At 37.9% G+C, this 21082-nt stretch carries 18 protein-coding genes; 10 read left to right on the top strand and 8 right to left on the bottom strand.

Annotation, left to right across the window (positions count from 1 at the left end):
• The first annotated feature begins 57 nt into the window (after nucleotides 1-57).
• The 4 genes from EPI11_RS03370 (at nucleotide 58) to EPI11_RS03355 (ending at nucleotide 2877) form a co-directional block, all read left to right on the top strand.
• Nucleotides 58-564 carry a GbsR/MarR family transcriptional regulator gene (locus EPI11_RS03370; RefSeq protein WP_128388548.1) on the top strand — a complete coding sequence of 169 codons (507 nt, stop codon included), beginning with the start codon at nucleotides 58-60 and terminating at the stop codon, nucleotides 562-564.
• A gap of 79 nt (nucleotides 565-643) precedes the next feature.
• Entirely contained in the window at nucleotides 644-1084 is a 441-nt protein-coding gene (locus EPI11_RS03365; RefSeq protein WP_128388547.1) for a hypothetical protein, read from the top strand.
• Nucleotides 1085-1094: 10 nt separating this feature from the next.
• Nucleotides 1095-1973: an SAM-dependent methyltransferase gene (locus EPI11_RS03360; protein WP_128388546.1), complete on the top strand. Its 879-nt coding sequence runs from the start codon at nucleotides 1095-1097 to the stop codon at nucleotides 1971-1973.
• Nucleotide 1974: 1 nt separating this feature from the next.
• On the top strand, nucleotides 1975-2877 hold the full coding sequence (locus tag EPI11_RS03355; RefSeq protein WP_128388545.1) for a TIGR01777 family oxidoreductase: 903 nt from the start codon (nucleotides 1975-1977) through the stop codon (nucleotides 2875-2877).
• Here EPI11_RS03355 and EPI11_RS03350 read toward each other — a convergent pair.
• The gene (locus EPI11_RS03350; protein ID WP_128388544.1) at nucleotides 2872-3690 is read right to left on the bottom strand and encodes a UbiA prenyltransferase family protein; all 819 of its coding nucleotides are present in this window, start codon (nucleotides 3688-3690) and stop codon (nucleotides 2872-2874) included. The genes EPI11_RS03355 and EPI11_RS03350 overlap by 6 nt on opposite strands.
• Nucleotides 3691-3825: 135 nt before the next feature.
• Here EPI11_RS03350 and gcvP point away from each other — a divergent pair, with 135 nt between their 5' ends.
• From gcvP to EPI11_RS03335, 3 genes are all read left to right on the top strand, one after another.
• Nucleotides 3826-6675: an aminomethyl-transferring glycine dehydrogenase gene (gene gcvP / locus EPI11_RS03345; protein WP_128388543.1), complete on the top strand. Its 2850-nt coding sequence runs from the start codon at nucleotides 3826-3828 to the stop codon at nucleotides 6673-6675.
• A 142-nt stretch (nucleotides 6676-6817) separates the two neighbouring features.
• Nucleotides 6818-7195: a group III truncated hemoglobin gene (locus EPI11_RS03340; protein ID WP_128388542.1), complete on the top strand. Its 378-nt coding sequence runs from the start codon at nucleotides 6818-6820 to the stop codon at nucleotides 7193-7195.
• Between the two features lie 119 nt (nucleotides 7196-7314).
• The gene (locus EPI11_RS03335; protein WP_128388541.1) at nucleotides 7315-8379 is read left to right on the top strand and encodes a 3-oxoacyl-ACP synthase III family protein; all 1065 of its coding nucleotides are present in this window, start codon (nucleotides 7315-7317) and stop codon (nucleotides 8377-8379) included.
• 56 nt (nucleotides 8380-8435) lie between these two features.
• Here EPI11_RS03335 and EPI11_RS03330 read toward each other — a convergent pair whose 3' ends face one another.
• Entirely contained in the window at nucleotides 8436-9902 is a 1467-nt protein-coding gene (locus EPI11_RS03330; RefSeq protein ID WP_128388540.1) for a lipopolysaccharide biosynthesis protein, read from the bottom strand.
• Nucleotides 9902-10777, bottom strand: a complete 876-nt coding sequence (locus EPI11_RS03325) for a glycosyltransferase family 2 protein (protein ID WP_128388539.1) — start codon at nucleotides 10775-10777, stop codon at nucleotides 9902-9904. Before EPI11_RS03325 ends, EPI11_RS03330 begins: the two co-directional genes overlap by 1 nt.
• Nucleotides 10778-10838: 61 nt before the next feature.
• On the opposite strand from EPI11_RS03325, the gene EPI11_RS03320 reads away from it, so the two are divergent.
• The 3 genes from EPI11_RS03320 (at nucleotide 10839) to EPI11_RS03310 (ending at nucleotide 13301) form a co-directional block, all read left to right on the top strand.
• A complete protein-coding gene (locus EPI11_RS03320) occupies nucleotides 10839-11687 on the top strand; it encodes a glycosyltransferase (RefSeq protein ID WP_128388538.1) in 849 nt (282 codons plus the stop codon).
• An 82-nt stretch (nucleotides 11688-11769) separates the two neighbouring features.
• Complete coding sequence (locus tag EPI11_RS03315) at nucleotides 11770-12513, top strand: MlaE family ABC transporter permease (RefSeq protein ID WP_128388537.1); 744 nt, start codon at nucleotides 11770-11772, stop codon at nucleotides 12511-12513.
• Complete coding sequence (locus EPI11_RS03310) at nucleotides 12510-13301, top strand: ABC transporter ATP-binding protein (RefSeq protein WP_128388536.1); 792 nt, start codon at nucleotides 12510-12512, stop codon at nucleotides 13299-13301. Before EPI11_RS03315 ends, EPI11_RS03310 begins: the two co-directional genes overlap by 4 nt.
• Before the next feature lie 40 nt (nucleotides 13302-13341).
• Here EPI11_RS03310 and EPI11_RS19130 read toward each other — a convergent pair whose 3' ends face one another.
• The 5 genes from EPI11_RS19130 to EPI11_RS03285 form a co-directional block, all read right to left on the bottom strand.
• Nucleotides 13342-17589, bottom strand: coding sequence for a T9SS type B sorting domain-containing protein (locus EPI11_RS19130; RefSeq protein WP_128388535.1), 4248 nt, complete (start codon nucleotides 17587-17589; stop codon nucleotides 13342-13344).
• 86 nt (nucleotides 17590-17675) lie between these two features.
• Entirely contained in the window at nucleotides 17676-18749 is a 1074-nt protein-coding gene (locus EPI11_RS03300; RefSeq protein ID WP_128388534.1) for a mannose-1-phosphate guanylyltransferase, read from the bottom strand.
• 74 nt (nucleotides 18750-18823) lie between these two features.
• The gene (locus tag EPI11_RS03295; RefSeq protein ID WP_128388533.1) at nucleotides 18824-19420 is read right to left on the bottom strand and encodes a SprT-like domain-containing protein; all 597 of its coding nucleotides are present in this window, start codon (nucleotides 19418-19420) and stop codon (nucleotides 18824-18826) included.
• A gap of 12 nt (nucleotides 19421-19432) precedes the next feature.
• The gene (locus EPI11_RS03290) at nucleotides 19433-20110 is read right to left on the bottom strand and encodes an SDR family NAD(P)-dependent oxidoreductase (protein ID WP_128388532.1); all 678 of its coding nucleotides are present in this window, start codon (nucleotides 20108-20110) and stop codon (nucleotides 19433-19435) included.
• The gene (locus EPI11_RS03285) at nucleotides 20111-21067 is read right to left on the bottom strand and encodes a M28 family peptidase (protein WP_128388531.1); all 957 of its coding nucleotides are present in this window, start codon (nucleotides 21065-21067) and stop codon (nucleotides 20111-20113) included. It abuts the gene before it with no gap.
• Nucleotides 21068-21082: the final 15 nt, after the last annotated feature.

The raw sequence follows: 21082 nt of genomic DNA, 5'->3' as shown, positions 1-21082 counted from the left end.
TAGAAATAACTTTCATTTATTTTTGAAAGTTTAGAAATAATGTTATACATTTGATGTATGGAATTCAAGGAAGCAAAAAATAAGTTTGTACAAACCTGGGGAGCATTAGGTTCTCAATGGGGCATCAATAAAACGATGGCTCAAATACATGCGTTGCTTATGATTGCTCCCGAACCGCTTTCTATGGAAGACGTTATGGAAGAACTGCAAATATCACGCGGAAATGCCAGTATGAACCTTCGTGCCTTAATGGATTGGGGAATTGTATACAAAGAGTTTAAGCAAGGAGAACGCAAAGAGTTTTTTATTGCCGAAAAAGACCTTGATGAGCTGGCTGTAAAAATTGCACAGGAACGCAGCAAGCGCGAAATTAAACCAGCACTTAAGGTTTTAAAAGAAGTATCATCTGCTGTGAAAGAAAACAAAACAGATGAGGCAAAACATTTTACAGAGCAGACAACCAAACTATATGACTTTGTACTTAAAGCCGACAATATGCTAGAAAAAGCAACCGAATTTAAAGACAACTGGCTAGGTAAACTGGTCATGAAGATCATGAAGTAAAAAAATTTAATTGTATGTTTCAATATTTTCTGAAACTTCAATATTAAAAATAAAACAATCAACCTTAAATAAACAAATTATGAACTTTACTATCCCCAATTGGCTGATTATACTAGGTGGTATAGGTCAAATATTTACAGCGCTTATTTATCCTTACATACGTCACCAAGTATTTGACTGGTATAATGATGTAAAAAAACTAAAACCTTTAAATCAGGAAATTGCCAAAACTTATGGCAGATATATTCAGGGTCTCAACTTTAGTTTTGGACTCATAGCCATTTTGCTAACAGATGACCTTAAGAACCAAACTGCATTGGCTGTTGCCATAACTGCCTTGATTGCCGCCTACTGGGTAGGTAAAGTAGCAACGCAAATAGCCTACTACCCTATGTATGATATCCCCAAAAAACTACATTTTAAAATAGGCAGCTATTGTATGAATATACTGTTTGTATTATTTGCTGTGGTATATACTTTATTATTAATATACAACCTTATCGGATACTATAACCTTTAAATCACTTGTCATGAGTACTTCAATTTATTTCGAATCAAACCAAATTGCTAAAGAAACAAATACTATTGAAACTGCCGATTTTTACAATGAGGCTACCGAAGATTATGAGTTTTGGAGCAAAGATTTTAATATGCATTTTGGTTACTACAGCCCGTTACAAACTAACCCTTTTAAAAGAGATAGTATGCTTAACGAAATGAACAGGCAGGTATATAACCGTTTGGATATTAACGGAAATAAAAGGTTATGTGATCTTGGATGTGGCATGGGAGGTACCATGCGCTACGGATTAAAAAAATATGCAGGTTTGAATATTACCGGGGTAACACTATCTGAGTTTCAGGCAGCAGAAGGAAACAAAATACTTAAAGGTCTTAACGGCACAATAAAAAAAGAAGACTACAACAATACCTCTTTTGAAAATGAAAGTTTTGACGGCGCTCTTGCTATCGAAAGCTTTTGCCATTCTGGGCACAGCAAAGTATCATTCAGTGAAGCGTTCCGTATACTTAAACCCGGTGCCAAACTGGTCGTTGCTGATGCTTTTCTTAAAAAAGAAATGCAGCAATTATGCATTGGCGGAGTATACTGCTATAAAAACCTTTGTGATGGCTGGAGCCTTGAAAAACTAGGCGATGTTCACAATGTAAAAAAGATGCTGGAAGATATCGGCTTTAAAAACATTAATATTGAAGATATATCTATGCATGTAGCTCCTTCAGTTTTACATGTTCCCTTTGCCATTGGTGGATTTATCATAAAAAAGCTTCTTAAAAAAGAGCATCTAAAACCTCAAAGTATCAAAAATCTTAAAGGTTCATTGTTTGCTTTATTATCCGGGGCACAAATGAACAATTTTGGATATTACATAATAACCTGTACCAAATAACATGAAAAAATTAGTCATTGCTGCCGGAACTGGATTTTTAGGTCAGGCACTTATAAGTCATTTTGAGAATAAAGTGGAAGACATTGTAGTGTTAACACGAGGAAAATCTACCGCTAAAAAGAACGTTCGATATCTTCACTGGGATGCTAAAAGCCTAACAGGATGGGAAGCTGAACTGGAAAATGCTGATGTTCTGGTCAATCTGGCAGGAAAATCTGTAGACTGCCGTTATACCGAAAAGAACAAAAACGAGATTATGGCATCACGAATAGACAGTACTGTGATACTCAATAAAGCAGTATTACAATGTACATATCCTCCAAAATACTGGCTTAACTCTTCTACAGCTACCATCTACAGGCATTCTACCGATAAACAAATGGATGAGGTAAATGGCGAAATTGGTCATGATTTCTCTATGAATGTGGCTAAAGTTTGGGAGAAAGCTTTTTTCCAGACTGAAACTCCGAATACCAAAAAGACAGCTTTGCGAACTTCTATAGTATTGGGTAAAAAAGGCGGTGCTTTTATTCCGTTAAAACGCTTGGCACAATTGGGCTTTGGTGGAAAACAAGGCAGTGGAAAACAATTTGTGAGCTGGATACACGAAAAAGATTTTGCCCGTGCAATAGATTATATTCTTAACAAGGAAATGGAAGGTGTGGTAAATGTAGTCTCTCCTACCCCTATTCCAAACAGGGATTTTATGAAAGCCATCCGTGAGAGGGTAAATGCACCTTTTGGAATTCCTATCGGCGAAAGCCTTTTAAAAATTGGTGCAGGGGTAATAGGCACAGAAACCGAACTGGTATTAAAAAGCAGAAACGTGATACCAAAACGACTAACCGATAATGGCTTTAAATTTATATATGGTGATTTGCAGAAAGCACTTAGCCGGTTATAAATAGTTAACGAGTATTACTAATCCTAACCAAAATATAGGGATACTCTCTACCCAAAACAGCGTATAATATTTATTGCGGTTTGGGTGCGCATAAATGGTAAAAAGTGCTGCCGTAACGGCAAGGCAGAAATTTGCAACAAGCTGGCGGGGATCTACCGTGCTTTTAAAGAACTCCAAAAAGAAAAGAGGCACCAGTAAACACAAGTTGAGCCATTTGGTTCTCTTTACGCCAATTTGCTGAGGTACTGTTTTAAGGAACGGATCATCTTCACTTAGATCGATGATCTCAAAAATCAATATAAGTACAATGACCAGTAGGAATCGCTGTCCAAATTTCAGGTAGGCATCGGTGGTAATGGGCACATTGGCATCCATTAAAGGGAGTACTATAGTTATTCCCGCCCAGCATAATGCAACGATATAGATCTTAATTCCGCTCCAGTTTCGCAGGTTTTTTGTGTTAGGAAAAAACGGAACGGTATAAAGTGCTGTGAGCCCGAAGAAGGCAACAGCAGTTATTTGTGTTACTCTTTCTAAAAACAAAAAACTTATACAGGCTCCTAAAAATGCCACAGCAGTTAAACTAAATATTACCTTAAGGTGATTGTTTAGCGGTTTTTTATGCCTGATGACACTTTCGTACTTCATAAAATTATAACTGAACATCGTACCGCAAAACGCAAAAACAGCAACAGCCGGGTTAAAAGGGAGGTACAGCATATGGTTGGTCATTAGCACTAAGGCAAATACAGATAACCCTACATGCATACTACCGTAGATATAGATGTTAAAGAGGCGTTTTAGGGTCTTCATATCACAAAAATAATCAATCTCTTAACAACAACGGATTTAAGCTGAAAATATCACAAAATTCCAATGAAAAAAGGCATTAAAATTTCAATATAAATAACTAATTTTGTGCCTCTAAAAACAACGCACACGAAACACATGAGAACAGATGCTTTTGCTTTAAGACACATTGGCCCGAGAGAGAACGACCTGCAACACATGTTCAAGACCATTGGTGTCGAATCTATTGACCAACTGATATACGAAACACTACCGGATGATATCCGTCTTAAGGCACCATTAAACCTGGAGCCTGCAATGACAGAATACGAATATGCTAACCATATTCAGCAATTAGGTAATAAGAATAAAATTTACAGGTCTTACATCGGTTTGGGTTACCACCCTGCTATTGTACCTGCACCTATCCAGAGAAACATTTTTGAAAACCCTGGATGGTATACTGCTTATACGCCTTACCAGGCAGAGATCGCTCAAGGGCGTCTTGAAGCATTGTTAAACTACCAAACTACGGTTATAGAGCTTACAGGCATGGAGATAGCAAATGCTTCTCTTCTTGACGAAAGTACAGCAGCTGCAGAGGCTATGGCCCTTTTGTTTGATGTGCGTACACGTGACAAAAAGAAAAGCAATGCTAATAAATTCTTCGTTTCTGAAGAGATATTGCCACAAACACTTTCGGTACTTCAAACACGTTCTACACCAATTGGTGTTGAGCTTATAATAGGTAATCACGAAACATTTGAATTTGGTAACGATTTCTTTGGTGCTATACTACAGTATCCAGGTAAATACGGCCAGGTTTATGACTATGCTGCTTTTATCTCTAAAGCGAAAGAAAACGAAATCAAGATCGCAGTTGCTGCAGATATATTGAGCTTAGTAAAACTTACTTCTCCTGGAGAAATGGGTGCTGATGTTGTTGTAGGTACTACACAACGTTTTGGTATCCCAATGGGTTACGGTGGACCTCACGCTGCATTCTTTGCTACTAAAGAAGAGTACAAAAGAAGTATGCCGGGAAGGATCATTGGTGTAACGGTTGATGCTAACGGTAACCGCGCATTACGTATGGCACTTCAAACACGTGAGCAGCACATTAAGCGTGAAAAAGCTACCTCTAACATTTGTACCGCTCAGGTACTTCTTGCTGTTATGGCAGGTATGTATGCTGTTTACCATGGTCCGCAGGGATTAGGGTACATTGCAGACAAAGTACACCGCTCTGCAACTACAACTGCAGGAGCACTTAGCAAAATGGGTATTACTCAGACTAACACTTCTTTCTTTGACACTATCCTTGTAAAAGCGGATGCTGCTAAAGTAAAAGCTGCTGCCGAGAAAAAAGAAATTAACTTCTACTATGTAGATAACGATACTGTATCGATCTCTTTTAACGAAACTACTTCTACAAAAGACGTTAACGATATACTTGCTGTATTTGCTGAAGCTACCGGAACAACTGCCGAAACGGTATCTGCTCTTGGAGACGTAAACACTATTCCTGCTTCATTAAACAGAACAAGCACATTCCTTACACACGATGTGTTTAACAAATACCATAGTGAAACGGCAATAATGCGCTACATTAAAAAACTGGAGCGTCTTGACCTTGCCCTTAACCACTCTATGATCTCTCTTGGATCTTGTACCATGAAGCTAAATGCTGCATCAGAAATGCTGCCGCTAAGTATGCCAAACTGGAACAACCTTCACCCGTTTGCTCCACTTGAGCAGGCACAGGGATATCAGGCAATGCTTAAAAAATTAGAGGAGCAGCTTAATGTTATTACTGGTTTTGCCGGTACTACATTACAGCCAAACTCTGGTGCACAAGGTGAATATGCCGGATTAATGGTTATCCGTGCCTACCACCAGTCTCGTGGTGATCACCACAGAAACATTGCACTTATACCAGCTTCTGCTCACGGAACTAACCCGGCTACCGCTACTATGGCAGGTATGCAGGTTGTAGTTACAAAAACATCTGAAAACGGAAATATCGACGTTGAAGATTTAAGAGCAAAAGCAATACAATATAAAGACAACCTTGCGTGTTTAATGGTAACTTACCCTTCTACACATGGTGTATATGAGGCTTCTATTATCGAGATCACAAAAATGATCCATGAAAATGGCGGTCAGGTTTATATGGATGGTGCTAACATGAATGCACAGGTAGGTTTAACAAACCCTGCAACTATTGGTGCAGACGTTTGCCACCTTAACCTTCACAAAACATTTGCTATCCCTCACGGTGGTGGTGGACCAGGTGTTGGACCAATTTGTGTTGCAGAACATTTAGTTCCGTTCTTACCTACAAACCCGGTTATACCTACAGGTGGTAGTACAGCGATCACAGCGATCTCTGCAGCTCCTTGGGGTTCTGCACTGGTTTGCCTTATCTCTTACGGCTACATTACTATGCTTGGTGAAGAAGGACTTAAGAGTTCTACTCAGCATGCTATATTAAACGCAAACTACATTAAAGAAAGATTAAGCGGTCACTTTGACACACTTTACAGTGGAGAAATGGGAAGAGCTGCTCACGAAATGATCATTGAATGCCGTCCATTTAAAGCTAACGGAATTGAGGTAACGGATATCGCAAAACGTTTGATGGATTATGGTTTCCATGCTCCTACCGTATCTTTCCCGGTTGCAGGAACATTAATGATCGAGCCTACTGAAAGTGAAAACCTTGAAGAGCTGGACCGTTTTTGTGATGCTATGATCTCTATCCGTAAGGAAATTGAAGAGGCTACAGCCGATGATAAAAACAATGTATTGAAAAATTCACCACATACATTAGCAATGCTTACTACTGATAACTGGGATTTACCTTATACAAGAGAAAAAGCGGCATTCCCGATGGAGTATCTTCATGAGAACAAATTCTGGCCTGGTGTACGCAGGGTTGATGATGCCTATGGAGACAGGAACCTTGTTTGTTCTTGTGCGCCAATTGAGGCTTACATGGAAAACTAATACAAAGGCTGCCAAATGGCAGCCTTTTCTTTTTTAATGTAAATCATATAAATTGCAACGCTTTAAAAAATTATTCATGGCATGATATATGTCATATATCAATTAGCGCTAATTTGTGACATTTACAGCAAATACCATTATCATGAAAGATATTGAAACACGTGCCGATCTCGAAGTATTAATGAGAGAGTTTTATAACAGACTACTAAAAGACGACACCATTAATTATATTTTTACCGATGTTGCCGGAATTAACCTGGAAGAACATTTGCCAATAATTACAGATTTTTGGGAACTTAGTATTTTTCATACAGGCGGCTACCGCAACAATGTAATGCAGGTACATTTAGGCCTTAACAGCAAAGAAAAACTTACTGACGAACACTTTGCTACCTGGCTGAAACATTTTGAAGAAACCACAAATAGTTTATTCTCAGGAGCTAATGCAGAAAAAATAAAAACGCGTGCATTATCTATAGCTACCATTATGAAAATAAAATTATCGACCCCTATAAATTAAGACTTTCGGAAAATTTATAACAAATATGCAGTTTTTATTTAAATAATATGCACGCATAGCAGTTTTGACTTCCGTATATCATTTAAATGTTTAACTTAGCTTTAAAATTACAGGAGAACATGAGTATCAGAATTACAGGTTCAGGCAGTTATATACCTAACCGAACCGTCACAAATCTTGACTTCGCAAAGCATGTATTCCTAAATGACGATGGCACTCCGCTTAATTATTCTAACGAAATAATTACTGAAAAGTTTAAGCAGATCACCGGCATTGAAGAGCGCCGTTATGTGGAAGATAATCTGTTAACTTCAGATATAGCCTTTTTTGCAGCCGAAAAGGCCATTAAAGATTCGGGCATAGACCCTGAAACGCTTGACTATATTATTATGGCCCACAACTTTGGTAATGTAAAGAGTGGTGCTATACAAGGTGATATGGTGCCCTGTCTTGCGGCAAGGGTAAAGCATAATCTTAAGATTAAAAATCCTAAATGCGTTGCCTATGATATATTGTTTGGATGCCCTGGATGGGTTGAAGGCGTTATACAGGCACAGGCATATATAAAAGCTGGCATGGCAAAAAAATGCCTTGTAATTGGAGCAGAAACACTTTCTCGTGTTGTAGACCCGCACGATAGGGATACTATGATTTATTCTGACGGTGCCGGAGCAACAATTATAGAAGCCAGTGAAGAAGAAGGTGGTATACTTGCCCATGAAACAGCCTCATTTACTTATGATGAAGCTTACTTTCTTTATTTTGGCAACTCATTTAACACCAGTCATGGTCATGATGATGATGTGCGTTATATAAAAATGCACGGCCGTAAAATATATGAGTTTGCCTTAAAGCAGGTACCTCTTGCAATGAAGGAATGTTTAGATAACAGCGGTATAGATATTAAAGATCTTAAAAAGATACTTATTCACCAGGCTAATGAAAAGATGGATGAGGCTATCGTTCAGCGTTTCTTTAAACTATATGACCTCACGCCTACTGAACATGTTATGCCTATGTGCATTGGTAAATTAGGCAACAGCAGTGTAGCGACTATACCAACGCTGTATGATTTAATGGTTAAAAACCATTTAAAGAATCAGCAATTGAACAAAGGTGATGTTGTATTATTTGCATCAGTTGGATCTGGTATGAACATCAATGCTTTTGTATACAAAATGTAATTACAAAAATAGAATCAGTATTTAAAAACTCAACAGCCTTTAAATACTGATATATCTTATTTTCTTATAACTTTTAAGGCTTTATCTATCCATTGGTTTACCTGGAAGATGAGCCTTAATTTGTATATGGCTGTTATGTTAATTGCCAAGGAGAGTCCTGTCTTATAAACGAGGTTTATAAAATGAGATTCAGAATTTGGCAGGAAATAAATTGCAACGCCTGATGCGATAAATACCAATGCCAGTTTACCAAAATTGGCATCAAATGGAAGCAATCCGAACTTCTTATGAATAAAGACCAATTTCGAGATATTGAATAAAGTCATCGAAAGAAAAGAAGCATAAGCCACGCCAACAATACCAAGATTTGTATAATAGATAAAATAGAGGTTTAGTGAGACATTCAGGAAGATGAGCAGCAATATGGTTATTAAATTAAACCTATAGTATTTAGAATAGGTAATAATTTCGCCATTAAAGCCCGTAGCCATGTTTATAAGCACACTAAAGCCCAAGATCAGCACAATCGGAATACTGTCTTTAATCTTATCGTATGTAGGCATAAGGTGGAAAAGATCGTCAATTCCTAAGACGATACAACTAAACAACACTGCTCCTATAAAGAAAAGCAACTTTGCTACTTCTTTGTATTTCGTATTAAGCTCATCAAAATTCCCGAGCTTAAGATGTTTTGAGACTATAGGTGCATAGAGCGCAAACATACCCACTGCCGGAATTTGAAGCACAGAAGCAAGGCTTACACCAATGGTGAAAGTACCATTAGCTTCTTCAGAAATAAGATTAAAGATAACAATGCCGTCTATCCTGAAAGCCAGTAAAGAACCAAGGCTTCCTGCAAAAGCATAGAGGCTGTACCTAAAATAATCACGCCTGGAAATTTCGCCAAAAAGTGTTTTAAAACGGTAATTAAATCCAGGTTTAAAATGTTTAAAGAGATAAATAGCAGTTAGTACAAAAACCACAATGTAACATATTGTATAATACAGCATGGATTCTACTGCTCCTATTACGTGATTAAGAAACATAAGGAAAACAAGTGGTAATGCAATTTTAGGGATTATCTTTTCATACAATGTAGGCACTGCAAGCTTTTGGAGGTCCTGAGCCTGTTTCCTAAAGAGTTCCACAAATGCAAGCGATACCGCTATGGGAAAAGCAAAATAAAACAGGTAATCATTTTTGTCGTTGCTAATACCCGTATAGAGCATAACTCCGGCAAGCACCATAACGCTTATTACACATATAGAAAGTATGCTGTAATTAAAAAGCTGTCTCCTCTTATGCTCGTCCAGTGCCGGATAAAATTTTATAAGCGCATGGGATGCACCTAATACCATTATAGGAAACAATAGCTGAGAGATGTTATCAATATAGCGTATAGTCCCCAGCAGCTCTTTATCTTTAGGATATATTAAAACGGTAGATACAATACCTATCGCCGTACCCAAATAATTAATAAGAGAATAGAGAAAAATCTGTTTTACAGATGCTTTTTTATCCATTATTTCGCATTATTACGAGCTGTTTTTATTGTGTTCCTATCACCTACCCATCGCATATAATAGCCAAGCAGGCTAAAAAACATGTTCACTGACTTGCCAAGACCATAAGCCTTTAGAAAATATTTTGGCAAGCCAAAAACTTCCTTTAGCCCCTGCAGGTAACTTTTAGACAAACCTGCATTGATATTGAGTAGTGAAGTAAGTATTTTATATTTTGACTGGATTACATCCTTCTTAAAATTACGGACAATTACCCTATCATGGCAAATTTTGGAATTTTCATCAATACCAATTAAGAGTTTATGATAGCTTACCCTGTCGCAATAATTACGGTCTTCTCCATAATGCCCAAATAAGGACTCAAAGTAACCTACTTTTTCAATGCATTCACTACTTATCATCCAGGCAGCGGCATTTACAAAAGATACAACAGTAATATTTTGAGAGGCTACTCTACTTGCTTTTCGCTTAAAATAGGTCTCAAAGCTTTTATCGAGAGTTGTACCATCACCGGAAAAATGCATTGGGCTCATTATTCCGAAACCTTCCGTTTGTTCCATTTTTTCAATAAGACCGGAAACAGTATCTTCAAACACCCATGCATCCTGATTTAAAAGAAAAACATAATCTGCTCCAAGATCAAGTGCTTTTTTCACACCAATATTATTGGCTTTGCCGAATCCTAAATTATCGGGAGACTGTATCAGATCCACCCCAGGATATTTTTTAAGAAGTGCGACAGAATCATCGGTAGAATTGTTGTCTATTGCAATTATGCTCACCGGATAACGGGAATTTAACAACGAAGTTATATTCTTATCGATCCAATAAGCCCCATTATAGGTTACTAATACAACAAAAACTTTCTTATTCAATGGTTCCGCTTTTCTAATAGCACAAAAATAGAGATATTTGTATTCATTTTCGGCACAAACCATGAAATACTACACGATCATTCCCGCGCACAACGAAGAAGCCTTTATGGCACTTACACTGCAATCGCTCGCAGAACAAACGGTGCTTCCTTCTAAAACTATTGTGGTAAATGATAATTCTACCGATGGTACTGCTGCCATAGTTACTGCTTTTGCAGAAAAACATCCATGGATCTCATTGGTAAACAAAAAATCGGATGCGGTGCATATGCCCGGCAGTAAGGTTATACAGGCATTTCAGGCAGGATATGAGGTAATTGATAAAGAGTATGATATTATTGTAAAACTGGACGCCGACCTTATCCTTCCTCCTGATTATTTTGAAACTGTGCTTAACGCTTTTAAGAGTGATGAGAAAGTGGGCATGGCCGGAGGTTTTGCTTACATAGAAAAAAATGGTGACTGGATACTTGAAAACCTTACCGATAAAGACCATATCCGTGGAGCCTTTAAAGCCTATCGTAAAGAACTGTTTTTACAAATGGGGGGCTTGCGTGCTGCTATGGGCTGGGATACTGTAGACGAGCTGCTGGCTAAATTTTATGGTTGGAAAGTGGTTACGGTACAACGCCTGAAAGTAAAGCACCTTAAACCCACAGGTGCCAATTATAATAAGGCTGCACGCTATAAACAAGGGGAAGCATTCTACTCTATTGGTTATGGTTTTATAATAACCGCCATTGCGGGAGCGAAACTTGCTATGAGAAAAAAGAAACCGCTTCTCTTTATTGACTATATTAACGGTTTCCTTAAAGCGAAACAATCGGGTAAGGGATTGCTTGTTACTAACGAGCAGGCAAAATTTATCCGCAGTTACCGCTGGAAGAAGATGAAAGAGAAACTCTTTTAACCTGAAGTTGTATTAAAAAACTATTAACTATTAACGATTACTGGCTACAATTCGGTAATTTAGCCAATATTTTTGAGTCTAAATGATAAGAGCACTACACCAAATAGGCCGCTATTTCCTTATGCTGAAGGAGGTTTTTAATAAACTTACTAAGTGGAAGGTAATGAAGCCTTTGATTTTCAAAGAAATAGACGACCTTATTATAGGCTCGCTGGGCATTGTGGCCTTTATTTCATTTTTTATAGGTGGTGTTGTTGCCATACAAACAGCGCTTAACCTTACGAACCCTATTATACCTAAATCGCTTATTGCATTTGCAACAAGGCAGTCGGTAATATTAGAATTTGCACCCACCTTTATTTCAATAATTATGGCCGGGCGTGCCGGTTCTTACATTACATCGAGTATAGGTACCATGAGGGTTACAGAGCAGATAGATGCATTGGAAGTTATGGGTGTTAACTCACTGAACTACCTTGTATTCCCTAAAATTGTTGCATTCCTTTTATATCCGTTTGTTATCTCGATGTCTATGTTTTTAGGTATTCTTGGCGGATGGCTTGCAGGCGTTTATGGCGGATTTGTTGCCAGCGACCAGTTTTTACAGGGATTACAAACAGATTTTATACCGTTCCATGTGTTTTATGCTTTCTTTAAAACATTTATATTCGGCTTTTTACTGGCAACAATTCCTTCATTCCACGGATATTATATGAAAGGTGGCGCACTAGAAGTAGGTAAAGCAAGTACAACATCCTTTGTTTGGACGAGTGTTTCCATTATTTTAGTGAACTATATTATAACGCAATTACTTTTAAGCGCATGATAGAAGTTAAAGACATAGAAAAGTCGTTTGGTGAAGCGAAGATATTAAACGGAATTTCCACCACTTTTGAAACCGGTAAAACAAACCTGATCATTGGGCGAAGCGGTTCCGGTAAAACAGTTATGCTTAAAACGTTATTAGGCATCCATACTCCGGATTCCGGAACGATTTCTTTTGACGGCAGAATTTACTCTGAACTCACTCCTGATGAAAAAAGGGCGTTGCGTACAGAAATAGGTATGGTTTTTCAGGGAAGTGCGCTTTTTGACTCTATGAGTGTAGAGGATAATGTAGGCTTTCCATTAAAAATGTTTACCAATAAAAGAGGTAAAGAAATAAAAGAAAGGGTAAATGCAGTACTGGACAGGGTAAACCTTAAAGATGCCAACAGTAAGTTCCCAAATGAACTTTCCGGTGGTATGCAGAAAAGGGTAGCTATTGCGAGAGCTATTGTAAATAACCCTAAGTATCTTTTTTGCGATGAGCCTAACTCAGGGCTTGACCCGGAGACATCTATCGTTATCGATAAACTTATCCAGGAGATTACAAGAGAATACAACATCACAACCGTAATTAATACCCACGATATGAACTCTGTTTTACAGATAGGCGAAAAAATCGTTTTCCTTAAAAACGGGATCAAAGAATGGGAAGGGGATAACGAACAGATACTGGAAACAAGAAATAAATCTATTGTAGAGTTTGTGTATTCATCAGATCTGTTTAAAAAGGTTCGTGAAAATCTGCTTGCAGAAAATGAAGAAGAAGACCATCATCATAAAAAATAATAAAAAAAAGCTTAGATTTCTCTAAGCTTTTTTTGTTTTACTACTTTATCTCTCTTTGAAGGTACACCCAACCGGTAACTTTTTTACCTGCAGACAGGGTAATTACATAATAGTAAGTACCCGTAGGTAATGTCCCTTTGCTTGATTGACCGTACCATTCCTTCTTATAATTTTTAGACTCATATACTTCAAGTCCGTATCTGTTAAATATCTTGATCTCTATAACATCAAGATTAGACAGATCGAAATAGTCGTTCATACCATCTCCATTAGGTGATATACCTCGTGGTATGATACATGATGTATTATCTATAGGCAGTGTAGCTATGGCAGTACAGCCTTCGTCATTTGTTATAGTTGCCGTATAGTTGCCAGAAGGCAGGTTAGTAATATTAGCCTCTGTTCCTGTAAAGTTGAAACCTGCCGGACCTGTCCATGTTACAACCGCTCCCTGAATATCTGAAAGGTTTGCTACCCACAACATATAATCATAGTTAACACAACCGGAATCGATAATTATTTCGAAAGGATTATCGTTTGGTGCAACCACTATCTCGCGGGTAGTTGTACAATCATTATTTTCTACGATAACTTTATATGTACCCGTTTCCTGAATTTCTATCGACGCTGCTGTAATATCTTCCAGAAGCCCTTCATTGTAATACCATTTATAAGCTGCGTTACCTGTAAAATTACCAGGAACAACGGTAAGCGATGATGTTTGGCCATCACACAGCAGTGTATTACCTTCTATCGTAAACTGCGGTGCTGCCTTAATTGTTACAGGAATAACAGCAACAGGAGACGCACACCCATTTACTTCTACAATAAGCGAGTATGTTCCATTTGCAGCAAGACCAGCTCCTGTTAATAATGGATTTTGTTCTGCAGATATAAACCCGTTAGGACCGCTCCATTTGTAAACAGCATCAGTAACAGCTGTAGTGTTAAACTGTACATTGCTTCCTTCACATACCGGTGCAATTGCATCTATAGCAGGAGCAAGCGGTATATCATTCAACTGAATTGTTATTATAGCTTCATCTGTGGTATTACACACATTTGTAACCGTATACTTAAACTGATAGCTTCCGGCTGCTACAGCAGATGGATTGAATGTACTTCCGGTTAAAGCTCCGGTAGCACTTACATCTTCCCATACTCCGTTATTATTATTTGAACCGTTAAGAAAATCGGTCAGATCTACAGCATTTCCATCATTACATACCACCACAGTATCATCTTCTCCTGCACGGGCTGCTGCATTCACAATTACGTCTACATTAGCTACCGGAGATACACAAATATTATTTTTTATTTTAAGCGAATAAGTACCTGTTGCCTGTACCGTTGCATTTGGAATAAGAGGATTTTGCAATGCTGATGTGAATCCGTTTGGACCTGTCCATTCGTATACTGCACCCGGAACTGCTACTGCGGTTAATTGAACATTGCCTCCCTCACAAACAGGTGTTGTTCCTGTTATTACAGGCAACGCCGGTATATCTTTCACATCGAGTGTAATTATTGCTTCATCAATAGCATTACATAACCCTGTTACAATGTATTTAAACTGATATATTCCTGCTCCTAGCCCTAATGTAGTAAGTGTACTGCCTGTTAAAGCTCCTGTTGCATTTACATCCTGCCATGAGCCTCCATCTTCTGCGGTAGCTGCAAGAAATGTTTTTAAATCCAATGGCATCCCTGTATTACAGTAAATCACGTTATTATCTGCACCTGCGTTAGGTACTATATTATTATCCAGAGTAAATTCCAACACCTGATTCATACATGAATCAGGATTGCCGGATACTATACTACAGATATATGTTCCTGCACTAACATTAGAATTATATGCTGGAAATGGTAGTGTACCCGTAGTACTTAATATAGTACCCGGAGCGCCTTGCTTCCACCATTTATATGTTAAGAATGAAAATTCTGGTACTGATAATGTACTATTTTCTCCTTCACAAAACCCATCTGCCTTTATAGCAATAGGGTTTAGTTCACTAATGTCCAGAATTCTGGTTCTTTTCTCTCCACATTTATCTGTAATCTCGAACTTATAAGTTCCAATTTCAAGACCTGTAAAAACATTAGACTGATTATTGTTCACAAGAAAAGGCGCGCCATTTTTCTCGATAATTTTATAAATAAGCGGTGCTGCCCCAATCGCAACTATAACTACATCCGAAACACTATTAGCACACGGAAAGCTATAAGCATCTATAATTGCAGGTCCTCCATCAAAATCAAATTCATACAGCGTTTGTACGCATCTAGCATTTGCATTGGAACCATTATCGTAAATAAAGAATGTTTTAACTACCCTGAAATGACCTATACTATTAATATTATTATTTAAAGTACCATTTATTAAAGAGTATGAATTATTATTTGTTGCCGCTCCTCCTTCCGGGTAATTAACACCGGTAGTGGGATGCTCCCACGTTCCTTCTGCGGGATTAAACTTTTGCAGCCAAAAAGTTTGTATATAATTGGCATTACTAACAAAATTTAAATTCACACCAAACATACCGCAATTGGGTGCAAGCGAAATTTCATTTGTTAGGGTTATAGATCCTGCAACAGTAACTTGCTTTGCAATTGGTATACCGCATGCACTAATACTCTCAAAAGTATAAGAACCTGCAGGCAGCGAGTTCATGTAAAAAACACCCTGAGATAAATTTGAAGCACCATTATAAGGAAGTGGCTGTGTAAAACCAGCCGGTGCAGCTGTTATTTTAATATTAGTAAGAGGTTCTCCTCCTGATACTCTTACTGAACCGAATCCTAACTCACAACCCTGACGCTGCAGTATTGTGAGAGAAGCTACCGGCGGAGAAAACACAATTTCAATCACCACTGTGTAAACATCACCACAAACATCTGTAACTATAAAGGTATACGTGCCCAAGGGCAAGCCTGATAACACAAAATTATCTACTGATATATTTGAACCGACAACATCGGGCAATGGATTAGGGTAAGCGACCGGAGCAGTAGTCATTACTACATTAGTAATCGTTCTACCCGGAATTATAATCGAAATACTTCCATCACTAGCGGTACATCCTGTAGCCTGACTCGATTGAATAGGCTCCACAGGTATTTCCTTAACTTCAAATGCTGCAGTAGCGATCCTACTACAGGCATCAGTTATTTTTACGGTATAATTCCCTAAGGGAGCAGAATTACCATTCCCTCCATAAATAACATCATCAGTGGAAAACACCGGATGGTTTGGATTTAAATTACCCGGAACAAATCCCGCAGGAAAGCTAGTGAATTCTAAGGTATAGGGAGGCATATAATTTTTAGGCTTCACTACAAAAAGGTGCTCGTTACAGCCTGACTCTGAAGAATCGGCCGATATAGTAAGTTTTTGATCTACTTCATTGTTATTCCTGTTATAAACATTTCCACAGGCATCAGTTATTTTAAGATTATATGAATAAAGCTGGTTATGATAAAAGGGGATAGCTGTAATTATATCATTCACAAGAACCCCAGAATTCACTACAGTAGTAACAACAATAGGAGCACCACCACCGGGAGGAAACACGGTATACTGGAATGTAAGCGGAAAGAAAATTATATTTCCGGTAGTAGTAAGATATTGATGTTGTACATTAATTGTATTACAGGAAGGCAATGCACTTCCTGGAAAACCTACCGGCTGTATAATAACCGAAGTAGTTGCCTGGTCTACCTGAACACTAACAACAGTTGCGTCGCCACAGGCATTATAAGCCCTAACCTGATACAAACCTGCCGGAAGACCACTAAACAGAGGTAATGGCTGCAGTGGTTTAGTAACCGGGCCTGCAATAATTTCATAAGAAACTGCTGAACCTGTTTGTACAGTTGCCGTTATTGTTCCATCATTGCCACATCTTACCTTTGTAAATGCAATCCCAAAAGTAAGTGGCGCAACCTGATTCGCAATTGTAGCATTTTGTGTATTGGTACTTGTCTGCCCTGCTAAATTTTGTGTTGCCCTAACCATATAATTACCCGCTTCCAAACCTACCAATGAAGAAGCAGAAGTTTGATTAACCGGTGTTGTAGTATTGGGTAAAAGATAAATTTCATACCCTACAGCTGCTCCTGGAACAGTTCCCGAAACTGTAAAATTTAGTGTACCGTTTCCCGAACAGGTTTCGGGAGTCGAAGTTAGATTAAAAGTAAAGGCGGGTAATTGTGCAAAAGTGCACAATGAAAAAAACAGCGTTATTATAAGCAATAACGCCTTTTGGTAGGATAATTCTTTATGCATTCAGTTTAGTTTAGTGAGTCTAAAGGTATTAAATATGTAAACACTCCAGCTTTAACTTACTAATTTTAACATAAATTCTTATCAGATTAGTTGTTTTTTGATGAATTTGTAACCATCTCGGTTATTTTTTTTATCTCCTGCTCTTTTTCTTTTGGATAAATAAGCAGAATATCTTCCTTATCAACAATGATGTAATTATTTAACCCATCAATAATTACTGTTTTACCTTTTTCTGATCGTATGATATTATGTGTGGCATTTTCAAGAAACACATTTGCATTTACAACTGTATTTCCATTTTCATCTTTATCCAGTTTATCATGCAGTGAACCCCATGTTCCAAGATCATTCCAATCAAATGTAGCAGGAAGTACATATACATTTACAGCGCTTTCCATTATGGCATAATCTATGGATATATTATCCGACTTACCATAATTTTCTTCAATAAAGTCTTTTTCGGTATCTGAATTGTAATTACTGTATCCATTCATAAATAGCTGATACATTTGCGGTTGGAATTTTTTAAAAGCGTTTGTAACCGATTTTACACTCCATATAAAAATACCGGCATTCCAAAGAAAATTACCACTCTGCAAAAAAGATTTTGCTGTGGCATAATCCGGCTTCTCTCTAAACTGGGATACCTTTTTTATCTGTCTTGTGTTTTCAAGATCATATTCTATGTATCCGTAACCTGTGTTAGGAAAAGTTGGTTTAATACCAAGAGTCATTAATACCTCTTCTTTTTGAGCACAGTCAAATGCACGCTGTAAATTTTCTACAAAGGCATCTTCATCTTCTATCCAATGATCGCTTGGAGCTACCACCATAACGGCATCAGGGTTCATCTTTTCGATTTTAAGAGATGCATACAATATACATGGTGCTGTATTGCGCATAGCCGGTTCCAGCACTACCTGTTCCTGTTTTACATCGGGTAGCTGCTCCAGTACAATATCATTATAAATTTCGTTAGTAAGTATAAGTATATTTTCCTGAGGAATTAGTTTTGTAAGCCTGCTAAACGTTTTCTGGATAAGCGTTTCGCCTGTACCCAGCATATCATGAAATTGTTTAGGAAATTGTGCAGTGCTCACTGGCCAAAAACGTGAACCCACGCCTCCCGCCATTAATACCGCATAATAATTTTTGTTCATTGTATTTGTATTTACAAGTAAAGGTTCCACTTAAAAAATGAAGCTCAAAACCGTTTAATTTTCATTTAACGTTTTTATGGAAGTAATTCTACCTCGGCATTAGGATTAAAAAGATAAATTCTACCGGTGCTAACTTCCAAACATTCAAAACGTTTTACCCTTTGTGCACCTTTCTTAAATACTTTGCCATTATGTATCCTGAAACTGCTCCCATAGGGTAATTCAAATATATAATTCTTTTCCGACCTTTCGTCAAATTGTTTTAAAGCAATAGACAATGTAGCATCTGTATCACTGCTCGCTTTTGGGTTTTTAAAATGCCTGGCAAGCAGCGGCAATAATTGATTAGGAAATATTTCGGGTCTTATAAAAGGCACCATTAATTTCTGAAAAGTTGATTTCCATTCGTCACCATGCGGTTTTATACTGCGCCCATATTTCTCGAAAGCTGCCAGGTGTGCAATCTCATGAATAAGTGTTATTAAAAAACGATACTTATTAAGGCTTGAGTTTACAGTTATCTGGTGATATCCATTCCCATCCCGCCTGTAATCGCCATGACGGGTTATGCGCTCATTCACTATTTTTAGGTTTACTCCATACAGCTTTATCAGTTCGAAAACTGTATCTGTGGCGTGTTCCGGCAAATAAGGGGCAAGGATATGCTTCACTTAATTATTGTTCTAAGGCGTGGTAGACGAAACCTGCAATACTTTACCATTAAAATAAGTATTACCTGTTAGCGCAAAGTTATAGATATAATCGCTCATTTCCTTGGGAGATAGTGGTGCCTGATAGCCGGGAAAAGCCTCCTGAAGCATCTCTGTATTTACCGCACCCAGCGCTAATACATTAAACGCAATACCTTTTTCACGATATTCTTCAGCAAGCAGTTCAGAAAGCGTTATTACAGCCCCTTTACTTGAACTGTAGGCAGATAACCCGCTAAACTTAACTGTTCCCTGTACTCCACCCATACTGCTTATGGTTACAACATGGCTGCCCGACTGCATAAATGGCAGTACTACCCTATTTAGCGCAGCTACTCCAAATACATTTACTTTATAAATGTACTCAAACTCATCGGCTGTTATTTCTGCAAAAGGCTTTAGAAGTATTGCTCCTGCATTATGAATAACAACATCTACGGTCTGCCATGTATTTTCAATAAAATCTTTAATTTGGGTAAGTCCGTCACCCGATGAAAGATCTATGCCTAGGCATGAAATATTTTTGTTCTCTACAAGAGCCTGGGGTATTTTTCTTGACACAGCCAGTACATTGTGTCCGGCATTTGCAAATTGTAGTGCCAGCTCATAGCCAATGCCTCTGCTGGTTCCAGTAATAATTATATTTTTCATTTATTTTTTAAGTACAATTTCATGTGTTGGTGTATTGACCATTTTTTCAACTACAGGCAGCATTACCTGAACAAAATTTGTCATGTGAGCTGTATCCATAGCTCCAAACTCATCACCCAGCTCATGATAAAATTTAAATGTAGACATTTCAGTAGTACTGAGTGTGTGTGCAGGAATATTGAATTCTAAGAAGAACGGATAATTATCAGACTGCCTGAACAACTGGTATTTCATTTCAAACTCATTTGAGCCTATTAATTTCTGGCCGCCATATTCATTAAATTTATCCGCCATATTACTTCTTCCGTAGCCTGTAATAAAGGCCAATAAATCATGACCCAACGGCACACCAGTCATTTCAAAATTAACCATGGTGTAAATATTAAAGTTCTGAGCCTTTAATTTTTGCGCAAGGTGTTTCGATCCAATTAACCCCACTTCTTCAGCAGAAAAAAAGCAAAACAGTATGCTGCGCTTATTCGATTTAGTTTTTCCAAAATAATTTACAAGTTCGGTAACGGTAGTAGTACCTGTCGCATTGTCATCAGCTCCGTTATAAATATAATCACCATTTACCGGTTTATCCGTAATACCGATATGATCGTAATGTGCCCCAATAACAACAAATTCTTTTTTCAGTACCGGATCTGTTCCTTCAAGATAACCAACAATATTATAAGCAGGTTTGCTGTAACTGGTAATAGTATCCCTATATGTTTTGAAATAAGGTTTTATATTATTTTTAGCCAGTACATCTTCAAGATATTTTGCTGCCATTTCCGCACCCTCAGAACCCGTATCACGTCCTTTCAGGTCGTCAGAAGATAAAAACTTAAGCGTTGCTGCTACAGATTTCTCTTCGACCTTATAAGGTGCTGCGGCAGTTTTCTTTTTTTGGGCCGATACCAGTGTTATACACCCAAGTGACAGTATGGAAAATAGTAATGCTTTTTTCATTTGTGGTTGGTTTTT

The sequence above is a fragment of the Flavobacterium cerinum genome, from assembly GCF_004028155.1.
Classification (GTDB): Bacteria; Bacteroidota; Bacteroidia; order Flavobacteriales; family Flavobacteriaceae; genus Flavobacterium; species Flavobacterium cerinum.
The sequence above is the reverse complement of the archived record's forward strand: the minus strand, read 5'-3'. Positions and strand labels throughout refer to the sequence as shown.

Bases quoted from the DNA above. Each gene is read 5' to 3' on its own strand.
- EPI11_RS03370 (WP_128388548.1), top strand. From the start codon at position 58: ATGGAATTCAAGGAAGCAAAAAATAAGTTTGTACAAACCTGGGGAGCA.
- EPI11_RS03365 (WP_128388547.1), top strand. From the start codon at position 644: ATGAACTTTACTATCCCCAATTGGCTGATTATACTAGGTGGTATAGGT.
- EPI11_RS03360 (WP_128388546.1), top strand. From the start codon at position 1,095: ATGAGTACTTCAATTTATTTCGAATCAAACCAAATTGCTAAAGAAACA.
- EPI11_RS03355 (WP_128388545.1), top strand. From the start codon at position 1,975: ATGAAAAAATTAGTCATTGCTGCCGGAACTGGATTTTTAGGTCAGGCA.
- EPI11_RS03350 (WP_128388544.1), bottom strand. From the start codon at position 3,690: ATGAAGACCCTAAAACGCCTCTTTAACATCTATATCTACGGTAGTATG.
- gcvP (WP_128388543.1), top strand. From the start codon at position 3,826: ATGAGAACAGATGCTTTTGCTTTAAGACACATTGGCCCGAGAGAGAAC.
- EPI11_RS03340 (WP_128388542.1), top strand. From the start codon at position 6,818: ATGAAAGATATTGAAACACGTGCCGATCTCGAAGTATTAATGAGAGAG.
- EPI11_RS03335 (WP_128388541.1), top strand. From the start codon at position 7,315: ATGAGTATCAGAATTACAGGTTCAGGCAGTTATATACCTAACCGAACC.
- EPI11_RS03330 (WP_128388540.1), bottom strand. From the start codon at position 9,902: ATGGATAAAAAAGCATCTGTAAAACAGATTTTTCTCTATTCTCTTATT.
- EPI11_RS03320 (WP_128388538.1), top strand. From the start codon at position 10,839: ATGAAATACTACACGATCATTCCCGCGCACAACGAAGAAGCCTTTATG.
- EPI11_RS03315 (WP_128388537.1), top strand. From the start codon at position 11,770: ATGATAAGAGCACTACACCAAATAGGCCGCTATTTCCTTATGCTGAAG.
- EPI11_RS03310 (WP_128388536.1), top strand. From the start codon at position 12,510: ATGATAGAAGTTAAAGACATAGAAAAGTCGTTTGGTGAAGCGAAGATA.
- EPI11_RS19130 (WP_128388535.1), bottom strand. From the start codon at position 17,589: ATGCATAAAGAATTATCCTACCAAAAGGCGTTATTGCTTATAATAACG.
- EPI11_RS03300 (WP_128388534.1), bottom strand. From the start codon at position 18,749: ATGAACAAAAATTATTATGCGGTATTAATGGCGGGAGGCGTGGGTTCA.
- EPI11_RS03290 (WP_128388532.1), bottom strand. From the start codon at position 20,110: ATGAAAAATATAATTATTACTGGAACCAGCAGAGGCATTGGCTATGAG.
- EPI11_RS03285 (WP_128388531.1), bottom strand. From the start codon at position 21,067: ATGAAAAAAGCATTACTATTTTCCATACTGTCACTTGGGTGTATAACA.